The organism is Oceanirhabdus sp. W0125-5, from assembly GCF_027938815.1.
In the GTDB taxonomy this organism is placed as follows: Bacteria; Bacillota; Clostridia; order Clostridiales; family Clostridiaceae; genus Oceanirhabdus.
This window is the reverse complement of record NZ_CP115913.1, coordinates 5,132,710-5,153,441: the sequence shown is the minus strand read 5'-3', so window position 1 is coordinate 5,153,441 and position 20,732 is coordinate 5,132,710. Positions and strand designations below refer to the sequence as shown.

At 29.8% G+C, this 20,732-nt stretch carries 19 protein-coding genes; 18 read left to right on the top strand and 1 reads right to left on the bottom strand.

Annotated features, from left to right (window positions below; all coding sequences use genetic code 11):
- Window positions 1–89: 89 nt before the first annotated feature.
- From OW730_RS23890 to OW730_RS23865, 6 genes are all read left to right on the top strand, one after another.
- On the top strand, window positions 90–893 hold the full coding sequence (locus tag OW730_RS23890) for a protein-ADP-ribose hydrolase (protein ID WP_271226561.1): 804 nt from the start codon (window positions 90–92) through the stop codon (window positions 891–893).
- Window positions 841–1,707, top strand: a complete 867-nt coding sequence (locus tag OW730_RS23885) for an NAD-dependent protein deacetylase, SIR2 family (RefSeq protein WP_271226560.1) — start codon at window positions 841–843, stop codon at window positions 1,705–1,707. Before OW730_RS23890 ends, OW730_RS23885 begins: the two co-directional genes overlap by 53 nt.
- Before the next feature lie 166 nt (window positions 1,708–1,873).
- A complete protein-coding gene (locus tag OW730_RS23880) occupies window positions 1,874–3,190 on the top strand; it encodes a helix-turn-helix domain-containing protein (protein WP_271226559.1) in 1,317 nt (438 codons plus the stop codon).
- A 204-nt stretch (window positions 3,191–3,394) separates the two neighbouring features.
- Window positions 3,395–4,714, top strand: a complete 1,320-nt coding sequence (locus OW730_RS23875) for a helix-turn-helix domain-containing protein (RefSeq protein WP_271226558.1) — start codon at window positions 3,395–3,397, stop codon at window positions 4,712–4,714.
- A gap of 374 nt (window positions 4,715–5,088) precedes the next feature.
- Complete coding sequence (locus OW730_RS23870; RefSeq protein ID WP_271226557.1) at window positions 5,089–6,081, top strand: D-cysteine desulfhydrase family protein; 993 nt, start codon at window positions 5,089–5,091, stop codon at window positions 6,079–6,081.
- Window positions 6,082–6,107: 26 nt separating this feature from the next.
- Window positions 6,108–6,638 (top strand): D-glycero-alpha-D-manno-heptose-1,7-bisphosphate 7-phosphatase, encoded by a 531-nt coding sequence (locus OW730_RS23865; RefSeq protein WP_271226556.1) that lies wholly within the window; start codon window positions 6,108–6,110, stop codon window positions 6,636–6,638.
- Window positions 6,639–6,782: 144 nt separating this feature from the next.
- Here OW730_RS23865 and OW730_RS23860 read toward each other — a convergent pair whose 3' ends face one another.
- The gene (locus OW730_RS23860) at window positions 6,783–7,022 is read right to left on the bottom strand and encodes a hypothetical protein (RefSeq protein ID WP_271226555.1); all 240 of its coding nucleotides are present in this window, start codon (window positions 7,020–7,022) and stop codon (window positions 6,783–6,785) included.
- A gap of 302 nt (window positions 7,023–7,324) precedes the next feature.
- Between OW730_RS23860 and OW730_RS23855 the strand changes: the two genes are divergently transcribed.
- From OW730_RS23855 to OW730_RS23800, 12 genes are all read left to right on the top strand, one after another.
- Complete coding sequence (locus tag OW730_RS23855) at window positions 7,325–7,867, top strand: helix-turn-helix domain-containing protein (protein WP_271226554.1); 543 nt, start codon at window positions 7,325–7,327, stop codon at window positions 7,865–7,867.
- An 80-nt stretch (window positions 7,868–7,947) separates the two neighbouring features.
- Window positions 7,948–8,910, top strand: a complete 963-nt coding sequence (locus OW730_RS23850; RefSeq protein ID WP_271226553.1) for an alpha/beta hydrolase — start codon at window positions 7,948–7,950, stop codon at window positions 8,908–8,910.
- Between the two features lie 205 nt (window positions 8,911–9,115).
- A complete protein-coding gene (locus OW730_RS23845; protein ID WP_271226552.1) occupies window positions 9,116–9,703 on the top strand; it encodes a TetR/AcrR family transcriptional regulator in 588 nt (195 codons plus the stop codon).
- Between the two features lie 25 nt (window positions 9,704–9,728).
- A complete protein-coding gene (locus OW730_RS23840; RefSeq protein ID WP_271226551.1) occupies window positions 9,729–10,208 on the top strand; it encodes a flavodoxin domain-containing protein in 480 nt (159 codons plus the stop codon).
- Window positions 10,209–10,248: 40 nt separating this feature from the next.
- Window positions 10,249–11,112, top strand: a complete 864-nt coding sequence (locus tag OW730_RS23835; RefSeq protein ID WP_271226550.1) for a hypothetical protein — start codon at window positions 10,249–10,251, stop codon at window positions 11,110–11,112.
- A gap of 61 nt (window positions 11,113–11,173) precedes the next feature.
- Window positions 11,174–12,325, top strand: coding sequence for a hypothetical protein (locus tag OW730_RS23830; RefSeq protein ID WP_271226549.1), 1,152 nt, complete (start codon window positions 11,174–11,176; stop codon window positions 12,323–12,325).
- A 192-nt stretch (window positions 12,326–12,517) separates the two neighbouring features.
- Window positions 12,518–13,822 (top strand): helix-turn-helix domain-containing protein, encoded by a 1,305-nt coding sequence (locus tag OW730_RS23825; protein WP_271226548.1) that lies wholly within the window; start codon window positions 12,518–12,520, stop codon window positions 13,820–13,822.
- A gap of 38 nt (window positions 13,823–13,860) precedes the next feature.
- Complete coding sequence (gene uvrA / locus OW730_RS23820; protein WP_271226547.1) at window positions 13,861–16,734, top strand: excinuclease ABC subunit UvrA; 2,874 nt, start codon at window positions 13,861–13,863, stop codon at window positions 16,732–16,734.
- Window positions 16,735–16,866, top strand: coding sequence for a hypothetical protein (locus OW730_RS23815; protein ID WP_271226546.1), 132 nt, complete (start codon window positions 16,735–16,737; stop codon window positions 16,864–16,866).
- 19 nt (window positions 16,867–16,885) lie between these two features.
- Window positions 16,886–17,584 (top strand): response regulator transcription factor, encoded by a 699-nt coding sequence (locus OW730_RS23810; protein ID WP_271226545.1) that lies wholly within the window; start codon window positions 16,886–16,888, stop codon window positions 17,582–17,584.
- Window positions 17,574–18,668 carry a sensor histidine kinase gene (locus OW730_RS23805; protein ID WP_271226544.1) on the top strand — a complete coding sequence of 365 codons (1,095 nt, stop codon included), beginning with the start codon at window positions 17,574–17,576 and terminating at the stop codon, window positions 18,666–18,668. Before OW730_RS23810 ends, OW730_RS23805 begins: the two co-directional genes overlap by 11 nt.
- Window positions 18,669–18,783: 115 nt before the next feature.
- The gene (locus OW730_RS23800) at window positions 18,784–20,667 is read left to right on the top strand and encodes a serine hydrolase domain-containing protein (protein WP_271226543.1); all 1,884 of its coding nucleotides are present in this window, start codon (window positions 18,784–18,786) and stop codon (window positions 20,665–20,667) included.
- Window positions 20,668–20,732: the final 65 nt, after the last annotated feature.

Here is a 20,732-nt window from a genome sequence, read left to right as displayed (position 1 = left end):
TATGTTAAAGATAGCTATTCATAAAAAAGTAAAATGCAGATGATAAGGTGATTACTATATTTATCATTTTGATTGGAAGGTGATGAAGTATGAACAGAGAGTGTGCAGTTCAATTTCTAATAGAAGAGTTGTATGAGGTAAATAAACTGAAGATTGAGATTCCAGAAGAATATAATCGTAAAAGAAATCTATTGAGAAGTCTTATGAATATTACTTCTCCAATTCAGTTGTCAAAGGAATTCTATAGGGTTCAAGATGAACTTCTTACAGCAGAGTTGAATGATAAGATAATAACTCATGTTGATGAAATAGATACAAAATTTGGTGAGAAAATTTTATTATGGAAAGGTGATATTACTACTTTAGCTGTTGATGCAATTGTAAATGCTGCCAATAGTAAGTTGCTAGGGTGTTTTATACCCATGCATAAATGTATAGATAATGCTATTCATTCTGCAAGTGGAATGCAACTTAGAAATGAATGTTATAAAATTATGGAAAGCCAAGGTTATGATGAACATACAGGTGAAGCTAAAATAACCAAAGGGTTTAATCTTCCTGCAAAATATGTTATTCACACTGTTGGTCCAATTATTACTGATAAGGTGACTGCTTTTCAGGAGTGGCAGCTGGCTTCTTGTTATGAATCATGTCTTGAAAGTGCAAAAGAGATTGAAGATCTTAAGACAATAGCTTTTTGTTGTATATCAACAGGTGAATTCTGTTTTCCTAAAAAAAGAGCAGCAGAAATTGCAGTGAGAACAGTGTTGAATTATTTGGAGAGAAAGCCACATAACCTTGAGAAAGTAGTATTCAATGTCTTTTCGGAGGAGGATTTAAATGTTTACAAAAACCTATTCTCAAAAATTGAAAAAAATAAAAAAGATTATTGATAAAGCGGACTATGTACTTGTTGGAGCTGGAGCAGGCTTATCAGCGGCAGGTGGATTGGACTATGGTAATAAAGATATATTTAAAGAGAAGTATTCCCCTTTTATTAAGAAAGGATATAAGACCATTTGGGATGGATTAGTAGACAACTGGAGTGTTTCACAAGAAAATAAGAAAAGTTTTTGGGGATATTGGGCTAATCATATAAACAATATATATTATAGAGCAAACCTTACTAAACCCTATGAAGATCTTTATGAGTTAATTAAAGATAAAAATTATTTCATTATTACAACCAATTGTGACGGACAGTTTTATAAAGGAAACTTTGATGAAAAGAAAATTTTTGCCCCTCAAGGGAGTTATGCATATTTTCAATGTGAAAAACCTTGTAGTGAGGATGCTTACAACAATAAAGCTATGATTGAGAATATGCTTAGTAGTTTTGATGAAGATAAGCTTATTATAGAGGAAGAAGAAGTACCAATTTGTCCGAGGTGTGGTAGATTATTACGCCCTAATTTGAGAGTGGATGATACTTTTGTTGATAAACCACATTTAGCAAATATAGATGAGTATTATGAATTTGTAGAGTCAGCTATGGGGCATAAAATAGTACTTTTAGAGTTAGGGGTTGGCTTTAATACGCCTGGGATAATAAGATTTCCTTTTGAAAGAATGGTTAAACAGTTAAATGATGCAACTTTGATAAGATTTAATACTACTGAACATGGAATAAGGAAAGATATTAAAGATAAAATTATTTTAATTGAATATGATATTAAGCAGTCGTTAGAAGACTTAATAAAAATATAATACAACATTAACCGTACCAAGGAAGGTACGGTTTTATTTTAGTATAGTAGATAGGAAATATAGATAAAAGGTAGAAATTATAAATTAAAGGAACTTCGCAATACAGGAAATTTTTTTTAAGTATGAATATGTTAAAGTTATATTATCAATTGGGAGGAAGTAACACATGGAGACAATAGATATAATGCAGAAGACCATAGATTACATTGAAGAAAACTTAAAAGCAGAAATCACAGCAGAGGAATTAGCTGAACTTTCAGGATTTTCAGTATATCATTTTTATCATCTATTTGGTTCTTATATAGGTATACCGGTACTTGCCTATATAACAAAACGAAGATTAATGCATGCAATTTATGAAGCACGTAGTGGTAAAAAGTTATTAGCTATTTCCTTAGAGTATGGATTTAATACTCATTCAGGATTCTTTAAGGCTTTTAAGCGTGAATTTGGATGTTCTCCCAAGAAGTATTTAAAATTAACATCGGCTAAAAAACCTGTGCCGATAAACTTGAAAGCGGAGGGGAAATTTATGTTAACACAAACTCAAATAAGACAAATATTATCAAACTGGGACATAGATGTTAAAGGTGAAATTGGAACAATGTATGTTGTAGGTGGTGCTGTTAAATCAGAAACCACATGGAGTATAGGTGAAGACTATATTCTTAAAACAGGGAAGGATTTTGCAGGACTTCGTACACACCTTTCTGTTACAAATGCACTAAGTGCAGAGGGAATAATTGATGGAAGTCCATTTAAAACGAAAAATAATGAGGATTTTTTAACATTAGATGATAGATATTATATTTTATTTAACCGAATTGAAGGTAGATATTTATTACCAGAAGAAAGATATAATGATAATAGAGTAGAAACTGCTAATAAATATGGAGAAGCTATAGGAAAGCTTCATAAAGTTCTTTTAAATCAAGAGGAGAACATTGAAGTTAATGATTATGATATGTATAAAACAGTAATTGAATGGGCAATGCCTGAAACTAAGAGCCTTATGGAACAATGGGGTTGCCCTTTACCAGAAGAATTTTATAACAATTACCTGGAGAATTTCAAGGAGCTTTGTTCAAAATTACCTAAACAGATAATTCATAGAGATCCTAATCCATCAAATATTTTATTTAACAATGGTCAGGTAAGTGGATTTGTAGATTTCGAGATAAGCAGGAGATATGTAAGACTTTTTGATCCATGTTATTGTGCAACAGGCATACTTTCAGAAGCTGATAGGGTTGAGGAAGGATTTGAAAAGTGGCCAGAAATTCTTAATGGAATAATTGAAGGTTATGATAATATCTGCAATTTAACAAAAGAAGAGAAAGAGGCAATTCCATATGTGATTTACTCAATTCAGATGATTTTTATTGCATATCTTGCTGATAAAGGTAACGAGAAAGATGTAGCAATGTTTAACCGTAAAATGCTTTTATGGATGTGGGAGAATAGAGACAAATGTTTTAATTAATATTTCAAACGATACTCTTGGACAGGGTATCTTTTTTGTGTATTAGTGATAATTTTAAAGAGTATGTTTTTTTCTTTAGGAAGATACATAGGAAAAATAATATAAGTTGTAGAAATTATTAAATTATGGAACTTCGCAACACAGGAAATATTTTTAAAATATGCTTATGATAAATTTAATTTATCAGTTAGGAGGACAGATTATATGAATACAATAGATATTTTGCAAAAGGCAATAAATTACATTGAGGAGAATCTAAAAGCAGAGATTACAGCAGAAGAACTTGCTGATCTTTCAGGGTTTTCACTCTATCATTTTTATCATTTATTTGGTTCGTATATAGGTATACCGGTACTTGCGTATATAACAAAGCGCAGATTAATGCATGCAATATATGAAGCTGATAGTGGTAAGAAATTAATAAATGTTGCTCTGGAATATGGGTTTAATACCCATGCAGGATTCTTTAAAGCTTTTAAACGTGAATATGGATGTTCTCCTAAAAAATATTTAAAAATAAGATCGGCTAAAAAACCTGTGTCGATAGATTTAAGAGCGGAGGGAAAAATTATGTTAACACAAACACAAATAAGACAATTATTATCAAACTGGGATATTAATACAAAGAGTGAGATTGGTACAATCTATGTAGCAGGAGGGGCGGTAAAAGCAAATAATACATGGAATATAGGTGAAAAATATGTTCTTAAAACAGGAATGAATATTTCTGGGCTTCGTACTCACATTGCTATAACAAATGCACTAAAAGCTGAGAAAATTAATACGGCATCGCCTATTAAAACAAAAAAAGGCGAGGACTTTGTTGTGATAGATGATAGATATTTTGTATTGCTTAATCGTATTGAAGGTAAGTTTTTAACACCAGAAGAAAGATACAGGAGTGATAGGGTAGAAACTGGTAAGAAATATGGAGAGGCTATAGGAAAGCTTCATAAAGTATTTGTAAAGCAAGAGGAGAATATAGAAGTTAATAATAATAATCTATATAAAACTGTAGTAGATTGGGCATTACCTGAAACAAAGCGAAATATGGAACAATGGGGTTGTCCTTTACCAGATGAATTCTTTAAAGACTATTTGGATAATTTCAAAGATCTATATTTAAAACTTCCTCATAATGTGATTCATAGAGATCCTAATCCATCTAATATAATATTTAGCAATAGAGAGGTTAGTGGATTTGTTGATTTTGAAATTAGTGAAAGAAATGTTAGGATTTTTGATCCATGCTATTGTGCAACTGGAATACTTTCAGAAGCGGGAAAAATTGAAAATGGTTATGAAAAATGGCCGGAATTACTTCAGGGTGTAATTAAAGGTTATGACAACATCTGTGATTTAACAGAAGTAGAAAAACAAGCTATTCCTTATGTTATATATTCAATTGAGATGATTTTCATTGCATGGCTTGGTAATAAAGAGGAGTATAAAAATATAGCTATGGTTAATCGTGAAATGCTTCTATGGATATGGGAGAATAAAGATAAATGTACTTTCAAATAAATTTATTTAAATTGTTTAATGCAATATATCAATTAACTTATGTAAATATGCCAAAAGACTTTTCTATGTTGAATTTTAACAAGGATAATTGGGATAAAATCTCATAAAAATATTATTAAAGATACTCTTTTATAGGGTATCTTTTTTTGTGTATTAATGGTAAATTAGTGGTAGGAATTTCTTATAAAAGCATCAAAAGTATATGGGATTTGATAAATAATAAAAAGATTTATAATAAAAAGATTTTTAGTTGAAAATGGAAAATGGAGAGTTGAAAACGTGGGATATTTCTCTTCGAGAAATTAAAATTAAAGCATGTATATAGGGGATAAGATTAATATAGATAAATCATAGACAATTAGGGGGGAAATATAATGAAAAGGATTCCAGAAAGAATTGAACTTGCTAACCTGCCTACTAGAATTCAGAGATTAGAAAGGTTATCTAAAAAACTTGGAGGACCAAATATTTATATTAAAAGGGATGATGAAACAGGCACAGAAGTTTCAGGTAATAAGATAAGAAAATTAGAGTTTACGGTAAAAAAGGCATTAGATCAAGGGTGTGATTTCCTTATAACTTGTGGAGGACTTCAATCAAATCATGCAAGAGCCACAGCAGCTGCAGCAGCTAGACTAGGAATGAAATCATATTTAGTTCTTAGAGGAAGTGAGGAAGAGAAACTTGATGGAAATCTTTTTTTAGATAAAGTACTAGGTGCACAAGTTAGATTTATTACTCCAGAAGAGTATAAAGAAAAAAGAATGGAAATTATGGAGAACATAAAAGAGGAATTAGCTAAAGAAGGACATAAGGCTTATATAATTCCAGAAGGGGCTTCAGATGGAATAGGAACCTTTGGATATTATAAAGCTATGGAAGAAATTATTAAACAAGAAAAAGAGATGGAAATAAACTTCGATGCTGTAGTCCTTACAGTTGGATCAGGGGGAACCTATGGAGGGGTTTTTCTAGCTAATAAGATTCAAAATCATAAAAGTAAGATTTATGGAGTAAATGTATGTAATAATGCAGAACACTTTGAGAATAGAATTGAGGAAATACTTCATGAAAGTTTAGATATAATGGGTGAAAGTCTTAAGTTTGATAGAGATGAGATCAATATAATTGATGGATATGTAGGTAGAGGATATGCTTTAAGTAGACCTGAAGAGATAGAATTCATAAGAGAATTGGCTCAATTAGAAGGAGTTATTTTTGATCCTGTTTATACTGGAAAAGCGATGTATGGTTTGGTGAATGAAATTAAAAAAGGAAGATTCAAAGATCATAAAAATATTTTATTTATCCATACAGGAGGACTTTTTGGATTATTTCCTAAAATAGATATGTTTAAATTTAGTTAATAATAATGTAGAAGGAGAGATTATATATGAAGAAGGCAGTTTTTCTTGATAGAGATGGTGTAATAATTGAAGACAGTGGTTATATTGATACAATTGAGGAAGTAAAGTTTTTTCCTTTTACTATGGAGGCATTAAAGGAGCTTAACAAGCATTATGAACTTTTCATAGTTACAAACCAGTCAGGAATAGGCAGAGGGTTAATAACAGAAGAAGGAGTGGATAAGGTACATGAATATATTTTAGATGAATTAAGAAAAAATGATATACACATTAGAGAAGTGTACTGTTGTACTCATATAAATGAAGATAAATGTATTTGTAGAAAACCTAATCCGTATTTTCTTTTAGAAGCAGAGAAAAAGTTAGATATAGATTTGAAAAACTCTTTTGTTATTGGAGATCATCCTTCAGATGTAGAGCTAGCAGTTAATGCTGGTGCAACAGGGATTTATGTATTGACTGGTCATGGGGAGAAGCATTTAAGAAAATTAAAACATAGAGATGTAATAGTTGATTCTTTAAAAGAAGCTGTAGAGTGGATACTTGATGAAAAGTAAAAGGAGATAGTATTAACTATCTCCTTTTCAAATCCTTATAAGCATTTATGTAATTTATATAGATTTCTTATTTCATAATACTCTTTTTTTATGAATTAATTAATTTCTTTATTTGGTACATTAAATAAGAAAATTGTGTACCTTCTATTTTGAATTGCTTTTATCAATAATACCCCATAAACCTATACAAAGTCCTAATATACCAAGTAAACAGAACGCACTAAAAATTGGAGTGACCCCGTACAAATTTAAATAAGTTAACATATCAGTAGAGCCATTTATACTCCCATATACTTTATTGCCATTTAATGATACTATAATCATTGCAATAATACCGATAGCACTTATCAACATACAAATTCCACTAAAAATTATTTTCCTCATTTTTACTCTATCCTCCATCTTAATGAATAATATCTTACTACTGAACTGTACTTATTACCTTTTCTTTACCGCATAAAACAAATATTTTATGTATTAAAAATAATATGTATCTTAATGTAAAGTATATCATGTTATTACATAAATAACCAAAAAGGTTTAATATATTTAATTTGAAATCATTAGATAAAATGGGTAATAAAATTAGAAAAGAATAAAAGTAAAAAATTAACAAAAAACTATTGACCATTATCAAAAATGATAATATTATAATAAGTGAGAACAATTGATTAGGAGGACATAAAATGGATAGTCAATTATTGAATTGTATATTACATCCAATAAGAATGAGGATAGTTCAGTCTTTAATGAAAAATAGAAGTATGACTGTACAACAAATTGCAAAGGAGTTACCAGATGTACCTCAGGCAACGTTATATAGGCATTTAAATAAGCTATTGAAAGTTAGCGCCATAACAGTAATTAAAGAAAATAGAGTTAGAGGTGCAGTAGAAAAAGTATATGCCATTGATCCTAATCCATATAAAACAGTTAAAAAAGACTTTGATTTAGAGGAGAAGAATCAATGTTTAAATTTATTTTATAATTTTTTAATGATTTTATTAGGGGATTTTGAAAGATATATTCATACTGAAAATCCAGACTTAGAGAAAGATGGTGTTACTTTCAAAAGTGTAGCAATGTATTTAAGTGATGAAGAATATAATGAGTTTATGGGAGATTTAATAAAAGCCTTTGATAAGGTAAGGGATAATGGGACATCACCAGAAAGAAAATTGAGAAAAATTACTACAATAACTATGCCCACTATTTATGATAATAAATAATATCAGTAGATTACATATTTTTTAAAAATATTATTATCATTATTGATAATAATAACAATAATCTAATGGGGGAATTAATTATGAAAAGAAATTTTATTGAGGAGCAAGTAACAATAAAGGGAGAGGTGATATTAAAAGGCACATTAGCAATACCTCAAATGGATAAGGAAAAGCTACCTGCAGTTTTAATTGTTAATGGTTCTGGACCAGCAGATAGAGATGGAAATATAAATAGACCAGGAATGAGTTTTAATATATATAAGAAAATAGCACATTTTATTTCAGAACTAGGTTTCATTACTTTAAGATATGATAAAAGAGGATCTGGAGAAAGTGAAGGAGAGTTTAATTCTACTGGAATGAGTGATCTAATTAATGATATTAATAATAATATAAAATTTCTACAAAACCATCTTAAAGTAGATAAAGATAAGATAATATTACTTGGACACAGTGAAGGGTGTATATTATCAACTTTAGCTAATGAAATAACACCAGTAAGTGGAGTTATATTACTTTCAGGTGCAGGAAAAAATCTTAAACATTTTTTGCATTATCAGAATATTTCTATCATAAATGAAGCGAAAACATTAAAGGGATTAAAAGGAGTACTTTTAAAGGCAAATTTTAAAGAAAGAAAGATTTTAAAGAACGAAGAAAAGTATTTCAATAAATTAGAGAACTCTACAGGGGACACCATTAGAATGAATCTAGGGAAAGTACCTGCTAAGTGGTATAGAGAACATTTTAAATATAGTAGTGAGGAAATATTAGATAAATTAAATAATGCACAATGTCCAATTATAGCTATTACAGGAGTAAAGGATGTTCAAGCTAATCCAGTGGATTTAGAATCTATTGAGAAGTTAGGAAATGATGATATCAAATGTATGGTTATAGATAATATGGATCATATGTTAAGAGAGTATAAAGGTGAAAAAACAATTTTTGATATGATGAAGCAATACAAAAAAGGAGCTTCTCAGCCAATACATCCTCAATTAAAAGCAGTTTTAGGAGAGTGGTTAGCTAGATTTAATTAATTTATGTATTATTTAAACTGAAAATAGTTACTATATTATAGCAGAGAAAATGATATTTTCTCTGCTATTTATTTTGAGTACTAATTGGAAAATATTGTTGACAAACAAAACGGGTGGTATATAATGGTATTAACGATGTTAATTTAATTAACGATGTTAATTAAAAATATAGAGAGTAATAAATTTAATGAAATGGAGACTGCAAATGGATAAAAAAGAAATACAAAGACAGAGAATGATGAAATATTTTATAGATGCAGCAAAAGAGATAATCAAAGAGGAGGGAGTAAAGAGTCTTTCTGCAAGAAAAGTAGGAGAGCGAGCAGGGTACTCTTATGCAACCATATATAATTACTTTGATGATATAAATACACTCCTTACCTACTGTGTTTTTGACTTCTTTGAAGATTGTCATAAATATATGGTTAGTTGTCAAAAACAAGGAGAAAATCCTAAGGAGCAAGTTATAACTCAAGGATGCGCCTATTTTAGGTACTTTGCTGAAAATCCAGACATGTTTCAGTTAATATTTTTAGAAGATTTAGGGGATGCACCACAAAAATTTATGCAAAAGATTAAACGTCCTTCAGTAAGAAATCTCCTTAGAGAAAACTTAATTGAATGTGTTAAAGAAGGATATATACCAGAAGAAAATATAGAATTATTACAGGACTTAATTCCATCAATGTTAAGTGGAAAGCTGTTGTTTTTCTTGAAAAGGAGAAATACAGAAAATTTAGAGGATATGATTGATTTAGTAAAAAAAGAAATAGAGTTTCTTTTAGATAAGTAGTTTTATTAAATTTGGAGGTCTGAAAATGAAAACATTAATAATTTATGGAACAAAGCATGGGTGTACTGAAAAGTGTGCAAAAATTCTAGCTGAAAAGCTTACTGGAAAAGTAGAGCTATATAACTTGAAAGAAAAAAAGAATTTGGATATTACGCTATATGATAAGGTGATTATTGGTGGGTCTATTTATATTGGAAAAATTCGAAAAGAAGTAAGTCAGTTTTCCATGGAAAACTTGAATGTGTTGAAGGATAAGAAAGTTGGATTGTATATTTGTGGTATGCATGAAGATGAGGTTGTAGAGAAGCAATTAAATGATGCTTTTCCGCAAGAATTAATAGAAAAAGCTGTTGCAAAAGAATCCTTTGGAGGAGAATTTATAATTAAAAAGATGAATTTCTTAGAAAGGTTAATAGTTAAGAAAGTAGCTAAGATAGATAAGGATGTATCAAATATTTCAGATGAAAAAATTGATAATTTTGCAAAGGTAATGAATAGAGTATAGATTATAGAACTGAGAAATCTATTAATGGGGTTGATTAAAAATGAAGTTTAAAAAAGTAATAAGTTTTCTTGTTTTATCAATTATTGTATTAGCTTTAGTTACTTCAATAATTGGAATATTTTATAGTGATAGTAATGAGGTATTTCAGTTTAAATCAATACATGGTGAAACAATAGAAGTATATAGTAGAGGTATATATAAACTTAATTCTATCTCAATGGTGGCACAGGGAAAAGCACAGGATATTGTAACTCTGGTTTTAGGAATTCCATTACTGTTAATATCTCTTTATTTATCACGAAAGGGATCACTTAAAGGCAGAGTGTTACTAACAGGAACTTTAGGATATTTTTTATACACGTATATTTCATATGTGTTTTTATGGATGTATAATCCTCTGTTCCTTGTATATGTAATACTTATGTCAGCTAGTTTCTTTTCATTTATATTGACCATGATGTCCTTTGATATTGGAAATTTAGAATTACATTTTAATAAGAAATTGCCAGTAAAGTTTATTGGAGGGTTTCAGATATTTTTTGGTAGTGCACTTGGAATGCTTTGGCTTGGAAGAACTATACCAGCATTGATAAATGGTACAGTACCTGAGGGGTTAGAGCATTATACTACATTAGTTATACAAGGATTAGATTTGGGGTTCATAGTACCTGTGGCAGTTGTATCAGGGGTATTAATAATAAAAAGAAAGCCTATGGGTTACCTATTATCATCTGTGATAATTGTGAAAGGTTTTACAATGGGTATAGCTATTATAGCAATGATAATTGCTATGATTTATGCTGGTGTTAAGGTTAGTTTTGTAGAGAGTGCTATCTTTCCAATCATTACTTTGATTATAATTTATTGTTTGGTTTTAATTTTAAAAAATATAAATGAAAAATAAAAGTAATGGCCCTATTGGAGAAAAACAGTAAGGTATTTTCATAAAGTAAGGGGGAAACTAAATGAAAAAATTAATTTCTAAGATATGTCCATTTTTTATGGTTCCTGATAGTAATCCTGTTGATGTTAGTAAATACGAGAAAAATCCTTCTTTAGGTAAAGAAATATATATTAGAGAAGGTAAAGATGAGTTTATTCCTTTAATTGATATAAGTACTGAGGGTGGAATTGTAGATAATATCTGTTTAGTAGATTTCAAAGGGGATAGTATTTATAACTGCATAGAATTACAGCAAGTTAGGAAGAATGGTAAATCTCATTATGTTGCTATAATGGCAACTTTAGATCATTCACAAGTAGATATCTATTTTAATGAAGAGGCTGGAATTACTGAAGAAGATTATAATAGTATGTTTAATAAATTGACAATTAATCCTTGTAAGGAAATGAAAGCTGGGTTAGAACTTACTGAGAAAGGGTTGATGGCATTTTTAGATGTTAATGATAGAAATAATAGAAAAGTAGAATTTTATATAGAAGAAAATAGAAAGAGAAAAGAGTGTTTTGGGTTAATAGCACCAATGGGGATTAATATAAAGAAGCCTGATTTTTTCCCAATGGTATATTTAAAGAAGTTTAACATGATTAAGCAGAGGGGTACAAAGATAAATATTAAAATTGATAATAAAGAATTAAAGCCAATTAAGTTACTCCCTTTATGTAATTTTCAAAGGGTTTATATGTTAAGATACTCATTCAATAATATTATAAGGCAGTGGAATAATAACTATAATGGAGAAGTGAAACCCCTTAGAATTTTAGAAGATGAAACACAGGTTATCAAGGATAACTGCATCTATGAGATTGAAAAAAATCATGGACATTTAGAAGTTAAAAGTGTTACACATGTACTTGATGGAAAGAAGATGAGCGTAACATTATATCCACCCCTACCAGATATTTTATCTTTAAAAGATGACTGTGAGATTAAAGGAAATTTCTCATTCAGTGGTGATGAGATAAAAGGAATATTAGGTGGAAGTTATAAAATAAAGAAAAATAATAATAAAGTTAAGTTTCAATTGCATCCGGAAATTGGATGGCAACCAATGCCCGGTAAGTTGTGGATGAGTACTTATATCTGGAAAGCGAATTATTCTTTAAATGATGATAAGGTAACTATGGATGGCAAGTGGAGTAGAAAATATAATTAATTAAGTCCTCAGCATAAGAAATTATTATCTTATGTTGAGGACTATTTTTAATTTTGTTAATATCATCTGAAGTCATTTCTATATCAAATGACTTCTAAAACCACTTACAGCAAGGGTTCACAACATATCAAAAAAAATCAAGAAGAGTAAATTATTACATGATATACTATTGTTAAAGGTTGGTGATGGAATATGTCTGATTATTATAAGAAGTTACAGAAGTCATTAGATTATATTGAGGAACATATAAAAGAAGATATTTCACTGGAGGATTTATCAGCACTATGTTACTACTCCACGCATCATTATCATAGGGTATTTCAATCGGTTATAGGAATACCTGTTACAGATTATATTAGAAAGAGAAAGTTATCTGTAGCAGCAAAGGAAATTATTGAAACGGATAAAAAGATAATTGATATAGCAATGGACTATGGATTTAATTCTCATGAGACATTTTCGAGAGCATTTAAAAGAATATTTGATATTACTCCTAATGCTTATAGAAAAATGAATGCACATGCAATACCAGCAGATTTTTGGAAAGTTAGTTTTAAGAATAGTGATCTGCAGAAAAGATATATGGAGGCAGTTGAGACATTATGTAAAAGATTAAAAAATGACGTTAATGTTCTTGCTGTCCTTGTAATGGGAAGTCTTTCTTATGACCAGGTATGGGAAAAATCTGATATTGACATGGCTATCATAGTTAATGATAATTGTAAATTGAATCAGGGGCTGTGCCTTATAGAAGATGAAATATATATAAATGGCGAGGTAATGACAAGAAGTGAATTTAGAAAAATAATGGCAAAGAGCTTACAGGGTTCATGGAAACATTCTTATTTTTCATTAGGTACAATAGTCTATTGTACAGATGAATCTATAAGAGAACTCTTTGAGAGTAATAGTGTTTCAAATGATATAGGAGAGCGGGATAAATACTATGCATTACTGGAAAGACTTGAAGGGGTTTTAAATTCATTATATAAAGCAGAAAAGTGGTTAAAGATTAAGAGTGATGTGAGGTACTCTTATGTGTGGGTAATTGAAACCTTGAAACATATAGCAGCCATTGAGGTACTTATGAACAATAACATTCCATCAAGAGAGGTAATACAACAGGCATTAAAGTATAATAACCCAATTATTGAAAAGCTATATAAAGGGTTAATGGATGAGAGAAAAAACAGTATAAATATATCTCAAGCTATTGAAATGATTTATGAATATCTAAGACAACATAAGGAAATCATTTGCAAGCCTATTATAGATTATTTTGATAAAGCTAATAAGATGAAAGCTCTTTCAACAATTGTACAAGATTTTAATAAAAGTATGAGAACTAGTACAATATGTGAAGTATGTGAATGGCTTTGTGAAGAAGGTGTTCTTGTGAAAGACATTTCAGAAACACAAATAACTAATAAGAGTAATACTATCGTATATGAACCAGCTTATTTCAAGGTGGATGTGGATATGGAGATAATCCTTTAATAATGTTATATAGTTATTTTGAAAAGAGGAGGGGTTTTGTGCTAGGAAAAAAGAATATAGAGATAAAGGGTGCAAGACAGAATAATCTTAAGAACATAGATGTTAATATTCCAAGGGACAAGATTACAGTTATAACAGGGGTAAGTGGATCTGGGAAGTCATCACTTGCTTTTGATATTGTTTATGGAGAGGGGCAAAGAAGGTTTCTTGACTCTCTGCCTACCTTTTCAAGAAGTAGAATATCACAACTGAAAAAACCTGAAGTAGATTTTGTATTCGGATTATCTCCAGTTATAGCTATAGAACAGAAAAGAGGGCTTGTTAATCCAAGATCAACAGTTGGAACAATGACAGATATTTATGATTATATGAGATTATTATATTCAACAGTGGGAACTGCTAAGTGTCCATATTGTGGAGACAAATATGATATTAAGACATCAGGACAAATAGTTGAAGCAGTATTATCCTTGCCAGTAGGAACACAGATAGAATTTTTAACACCAGCCCATAAGTTGTACGGTGAAGAGTACTCATATCTTTTTAATGAGATAAGACAGAAGGGGTATAATAATCTCATTATTGATGGGAATAGGGTTGATATAAGTGAAGAAATTGAAATAGATGAATATTGTGATCATGATATTAAAATAGTTATTGATAGATTTGTAATAAAGAATGATATTGAAAAGAGCTTAACTAACTCCTTAGAAACTGCACTTGAAGTTATTGGAAACCATGTTCTTATAGCAGAGTTCATATCAGAGGATATTTCACAAGAGGTTAAAGATAAATTTTATAGCAGCTTCGGATGTTCTAAGCATCATATAACAATGGCTAATATAGAATCTCAATACTTTGCATTCAATAATATGACTAGCTCCTGTAGAACATGTGGAGGGATAGGAACTACAAAAAAAGCAGACCCAAGGTTAATGATAGCTAAACATGAGAAGAGCATCAACGAAGGCGCTTTTGATCCTAGCGTATATAATTGTAGAGGAGAAGTCTCAGGGAATCATATACTCATGTATAATCTTTCTCAACACTATAATTTCAGTCTGGATACACCGTTTAATCAATTATCTGATGAGGTGAAAGATATATTGTTTTATGGTACTAAAGGTGAAAAGATAATTATTAAGGCACCACCTAATTTCAATAAGAGAAACTATCTTATTGGGAGAACAGTTCAATTTAGAGGTTTTGTTAACAAAACTGAACATTGGTATAGGGAAGCAACTAGAAAAGATAAAGTGAATGAGTGGGTTCTTGAATGGTTTAAGAAGAAGATGGTTGAGTATACATGTCCAGATTGTGGTGGAAAGAAGTTAAAGAGACAAAGGTTTGATATACTCATTGGAGGTAAGGATATTCATGAGCTATGCTGGATGCAGCTTACGGAATTATATGATTTTATTGATAAGCTTACATTTCCAGAGGATAAAAAATATATAGCAGAACCTATAGTTAATGAGATAAAGAAGAGAGTGTCATTGCTTATAGAAATCGGACTAGACTATCTTTCACTTGGTAGACGTGCGGATACAATATCAGGGGGAGAAGCTCAAAGAATAAGATTAGCATCTCAGATAAGTTCAGGGTTAATGGGAATGATCTATATATTAGATGAGCCTAGTATAGGTCTTCATGCTAGAGATAGTAAGAAGGTAATAAACATATTGAACCATCTTAGAGATCTTGGAAATACAGTTATAGTAGTTGAACATGATATGGAGACCATAGAGAATGCAGATAATATAATTGAGATTGGTCCTGGACCAGGAATACATGGTGGAGAGATAGTAGAAACAGGAACAATAAATCATATCAAGAAGTCGAAACGTTCATTAACTGGAAGATATCTATGTGGAAAGGAGTTAATAGAAGTTCCTAAAAAAAGACGTAAACATAATGGTCATAATCTGACAATCTTAGGAGCCAGAGAGAACAATCTTAAAGATCTTAATATTAACATTCCATTAGGAGTACTTGTATGTGTTTCAGGGGTTTCAGGTTCAGGTAAAAGTACACTTGTAAATGAGATTATATATAAGAAGCTTAGGAGCTTAGGAGATCCAAGGATTATTCCAGGAGAACACAAAGATTTAACAGGACATGAACATATAAATAACATTATAAACATAGACCAATCACCTATAGGAAAGAGCAGCAGATCGAATCCAGCAACATATATAGGCTTATTTGATAGTATAAGAAGATTGTTCGTGAGTACAGAGGAAGCCATTGAGAAAGGATATAATATTTCTAACTTTAGTTTTAACAGCAAAAATAGTGGAAGGTGTGAGCACTGTAAGGGAGATGGAAGGATAGTAACAAAACTTCAATTTATGCCTGATGTTGAGATAATATGTCCAATATGCAAGGGTCAAAGATATAAAAAAGAGATTCTTGATGTAAAGTATAAAGGGAAAAATATATATGAGATACTTGATATGAGCATAGAGGATGCAGCAGAATTCTTTAAAGATAAGAGGAGCATACATCATAAAGTAGATATTCTAAATCAATTAGGATTAGGTTACTTAAAATTAGGTCAACCATCAACAACATTATCAGGAGGAGAAGCGCAGAGAATCAAGCTTGCTGCTGAACTTGGTAAGATAAAGAGTGGTGCTAATAATCTGTATATCTTAGATGAGCCTACAACAGGACTTCATATTTCAGATATACAAAAGTTGTTGAAGTGTTTAAATCTATTTGTTGAGAAGGGGCATTCATTACTTGTAATAGAACATAATCTTGAAGTACTTAAAACAGCTGATCATATTATAGACCTTGGTCCTGAAGGGGGAAAGAATGGTGGATATGTTGTTGCACAAGGAACTCCAGAGGAAGTTAAAGACGTGAAGGAATCTGTAACTGGGGAGTTTTTAAAGCAGGTACTGTAAATGAAATATAGATGTTGTGGAAAGTGTGGTAACATAGAGATAGAATACGAAAAAGCATCCAAGGGTTTCTTAGATGCTTTTTTGCTACCTAATATTAAGTTTGGTATAATTATGTTTGATATGAATTTATAGGAAGTTAAGAGGGGGTTTCATGAATAAAGAAACGATACTTATAGTTGATGATGAAAAAGATATTGTAGATATGATTCAAGTATATCTTAGAAATGATGGATACAACGTAATTAAGGCTTATGATGGACAACAAGCTCTGGACGTACTTGATTCTAACAATGTTCAGTTAGTAATTCTAGATATTATGATGCCAAAAATTCATGGAATTGAAGTCTGTAGAAGAATAAGAGAGAAAAAGAATATACCAATAATAATATTGAGTGCAAAATCAGCAGATATGGACAAGATTATGGGACTTAGTACAGGAGCGGATGATTATATGGTAAAGCCATTTAATCCATTAGAGCTTACTGCAAGAGTGAAGGCACAATTAAGAAGATATATTTATTTAAATAATAAAGAAAATGAAGAAGCGGAAGATGTAATAAAAATTAATGGATTAAATATTTATGATAAAGCTCGTAATGTTACCTTATATGGGAAAACAATTAAATTAACTAAGACTGAGTATGAAATATTATTACTTATGGCAAGAAATTTAAATAGAGTTTTTTCATTAGAAGAAATATTTCAGAGAGTATGGAAGGAAAAATATTTTGAAGGAAATAACACTGTAATGGTACATATAGCAAGGTTAAGAGAAAAAATAGAGGACAATCCTAAGAGTCCAAAGATAATAAAAAATGTTTGGGGAGTGGGATATAAAATTGAAAATTAATTTATTTAAAGGAATAAGAATTAAATTCCTTATGATCTTTACTGCTAGTATCATTATGGCCTTTATTTGTATATTAGGTTTGGTTAATTTATTGATATGGGGGCTGGGCCTTGATTATATTCATTTGGGAGAAGAGAATGGAACATACTCAATTATTTTTTTTGTAGTCTATGGATTATTAATGCTGTTGTTCTTCTACCTATTTTCAAGAAAAATAATAAATAGAATAAAAGCTATAAACAAGAATGTGAATGAAATTAAAGAAGGAAATCTTAATATTAATATTCCTGTTGATTCAAATGATGAGATAGGGAATTTAGCTGAAAATATAAATGTCATGGCAAAAAATCTTAAGGATTTAATTGAGAAAGAACGAGAAGTTGAAAAGATAAAGAATGAAATGATAAGCAGTGTATCACATGATTTAAGAACACCATTAACATCTCTTATGGGATATATTAAATTGATCAAAGGGAATTGTGGTGATAGTCAACCTAATTCCGATTATGTAGATATTTCAGAGAAAAAATGTGAAGAATTAAAAAAACTCATAGATGATTTACTTGAATATTCTAATGTTAATTTTGAAGGTATTAAACTGAAAAAGGAAGTTGTCAGCATAAAACAAATTGTAGAACAAGTACTAATAGATTTTATTCCACAGCTTGAAAACTCAGGTATGACATTTAATATTCAAAGCAATAAGGAAAAAGTATTTGTAAATGTAGATGTTCCTTTAATTATTAGACTTTTTCAGAATATCATAAGCAACAGTATTTTTTATGGCAAGGAAGGTAAAAGAATAGACATTAATATATCAAGAAAGTGTGAAAATGTAATAATAAAGATAATTAACTATGGAAAAGCAATAGCTCAAGAAGATTTACCGTATATATTTGAAAGATTTTATAGATGTGAAAAATCAAGGAGTTCAAATACTGGAGGAAAAGGTATGGGGCTTGCTATTGCAAAACGAATTGCAGAAATCCATGGAGGTACAATTAAAGCAAGTAGTAATAGTGAAGAAACAGTATTTGAAATTGTTCTACCAATATATTTAGATAATAACCAAGTTCTAGGATAATAAGGAACTTGGTTTTTCTTAATAATCTTTATAAAGTTGTAAGTTTTTCTTTAATATTTGGTAATATAATCCCTTTAATATTTAATTATAAACTTGAATTTATGGAGGAACAGCGATGGGGATTAAAAAGATTAATTTTAAAGGGATACGTTGGTATATCATTTTTATATTTATGATTTCATTTATATGTATGCCTGTTTTGGCTAAGGATTATAAAGAAGATAAAGAAGATATAAAGTTTCAAAAAATGGTAGATGATTATATGAGAAAATCGATGAAAGAGTATCATATTCCAGGAGTAACTTTAGTAGCAGTAAAAGATGGTGAGATTTTGTTAAAGAAGGGGTATGGTTATGCAGATTTAGATAATAAAATACCTGTAGAACCAGACAAGACGCTTTTTAGAATAGGTTCAGTTACCAAGCTTTTTACAGCAACAGCAGCAATGCAGCTAGTGGAGCAGGGAAAAATTGATTTAAACAAGGATATTAATGAGTATTTAAAAGATTTTAAAATAGAAAGCAAATACAATAAGCCTGTTACAATGGCAAATTTATTAACACATACAGCTGGTTTTGATGAAAGTTTCAAAAATGGATTTTCTTATAAATTAGTAAATGAGTTAAAACCATTAGAAGATACACTGAAAAATGGAATGCCACCTGTTGTTAGACAAGCTGGGGAAGTTATTCAGTATAGTAATCATGGGTATGCTTTAATTGGATATATTGTTGAACAGGTAAGTGGAATGAGCTTTGATAAATATGTTGAAGAAAACATATTTAGTCCTCTTGGTATGAATGAGAGTAAGTATTTCTTATCTAGTGAAATTTTGAATAGGACTTCTAATGGATATAAGTATAAAAATGGAGAGTTTAAGGCTCAGGAACTAGGAAGTATTCTTGTTCATCCAGCAGGTTCTATTTGTTCTACTGCAGATGATATGGGGAAATTTTTAATTGCCCATTTGCAGAATGGAAAATATAAAAACAATAGAATACTTGATGAAAGCACAGCGGAGACAATGCATACAGTACAGTTTACTAATCATAAATTCATTCCAGGATATGCATATGGCTTTTACCAAAATGGAAAAAACTTTGGTATCATAGAACATGGAGGAGATACAAATAATTTCGCAAGTTTATTATCTTTATATCCAGAAAAAAATATAGGATTTTTTATCTCTTATAATAGGCAAGATGAGAGACTTAGGGAGGGATTTGAAGAAGAATTTTATAAGTATTTCATAGTGAATAATGAAAGTGAAATTAATAAAGAGGTATTAGCTGAATTAAAAGGTGATTTTAAAAAGTTTGAAGGAGATTATAGATTAGTAAGAAGTGTACGAACTTATTACGATAAAATAAAGTTTCTATTCTTTAAAATGAAACTAAGAGTAAATAAAAGTGGAGAATTATTTATTAAAGGAGATTTTCTTCAAGCAGGGGATTATGCTCAAATAGGACAAAATATATTTAAGAATAAAGAGAGTGATTTATGCTTTATATTAAAAGAAGATATGGATGGAAGACAATATATTATATTTAATGAGTCAGTTCATATTGTAGGAGAAAAAATAAGTACTCAAGGAAGGATAATTGAAAGTTTTATAGGACCATTTTTTATAATAATTGCACTTTTAGGTTTCATAATTTCAGTAATTAATTTATTTAGGAAAAATAGAGTTAAGTATACAGGAATAGCGTTATGGGCAAAAAGAATTTCTAGGATCACTTGTTTTACTATATTAATTCTTGTTGGATGTTTGATTCGATTTATGTTTGTATTTAATAATAATAATTTTATTATATTTATTAATTTTATTGGGAGTCTAATTATTATTTGTTCAGCAATAATGTTTGTATTAGGAGTTTTTATCTGGAAAAGAGGATTAATGACTTTATTGAATAGAATATTTTATAACCTTGTTACTTTGGCAGCAATAGGGGCTGTGGTATATATGAATTATATGAAGTTGTTTCCATGGATTTGTTAAGGTACTTTAGTTAACTAAAATTTCGTTTTAGTAATAAATTTGTTATATTTTAAATTTTGAGATGC

Bases quoted from the DNA above. Each gene is read 5' to 3' on its own strand.
- OW730_RS23890 (WP_271226561.1), top strand. From the start codon at position 90: ATGAACAGAGAGTGTGCAGTTCAATTTCTAATAGAAGAGTTGTATGAG.
- OW730_RS23885 (WP_271226560.1), top strand. From the start codon at position 841: ATGTTTACAAAAACCTATTCTCAAAAATTGAAAAAAATAAAAAAGATT.
- OW730_RS23880 (WP_271226559.1), top strand. From the start codon at position 1,874: ATGGAGACAATAGATATAATGCAGAAGACCATAGATTACATTGAAGAA.
- OW730_RS23875 (WP_271226558.1), top strand. From the start codon at position 3,395: ATGAATACAATAGATATTTTGCAAAAGGCAATAAATTACATTGAGGAG.
- OW730_RS23870 (WP_271226557.1), top strand. From the start codon at position 5,089: ATGAAAAGGATTCCAGAAAGAATTGAACTTGCTAACCTGCCTACTAGA.
- OW730_RS23865 (WP_271226556.1), top strand. From the start codon at position 6,108: ATGAAGAAGGCAGTTTTTCTTGATAGAGATGGTGTAATAATTGAAGAC.
- OW730_RS23860 (WP_271226555.1), bottom strand. From the start codon at position 7,022: ATGAGGAAAATAATTTTTAGTGGAATTTGTATGTTGATAAGTGCTATC.
- OW730_RS23855 (WP_271226554.1), top strand. From the start codon at position 7,325: ATGGATAGTCAATTATTGAATTGTATATTACATCCAATAAGAATGAGG.
- OW730_RS23850 (WP_271226553.1), top strand. From the start codon at position 7,948: ATGAAAAGAAATTTTATTGAGGAGCAAGTAACAATAAAGGGAGAGGTG.
- OW730_RS23845 (WP_271226552.1), top strand. From the start codon at position 9,116: ATGGATAAAAAAGAAATACAAAGACAGAGAATGATGAAATATTTTATA.
- OW730_RS23840 (WP_271226551.1), top strand. From the start codon at position 9,729: ATGAAAACATTAATAATTTATGGAACAAAGCATGGGTGTACTGAAAAG.
- OW730_RS23835 (WP_271226550.1), top strand. From the start codon at position 10,249: ATGAAGTTTAAAAAAGTAATAAGTTTTCTTGTTTTATCAATTATTGTA.
- OW730_RS23830 (WP_271226549.1), top strand. From the start codon at position 11,174: ATGAAAAAATTAATTTCTAAGATATGTCCATTTTTTATGGTTCCTGAT.
- OW730_RS23825 (WP_271226548.1), top strand. From the start codon at position 12,518: ATGTCTGATTATTATAAGAAGTTACAGAAGTCATTAGATTATATTGAG.
- OW730_RS23815 (WP_271226546.1), top strand. From the start codon at position 16,735: ATGAAATATAGATGTTGTGGAAAGTGTGGTAACATAGAGATAGAATAC.
- OW730_RS23810 (WP_271226545.1), top strand. From the start codon at position 16,886: ATGAATAAAGAAACGATACTTATAGTTGATGATGAAAAAGATATTGTA.
- OW730_RS23800 (WP_271226543.1), top strand. From the start codon at position 18,784: ATGGGGATTAAAAAGATTAATTTTAAAGGGATACGTTGGTATATCATT.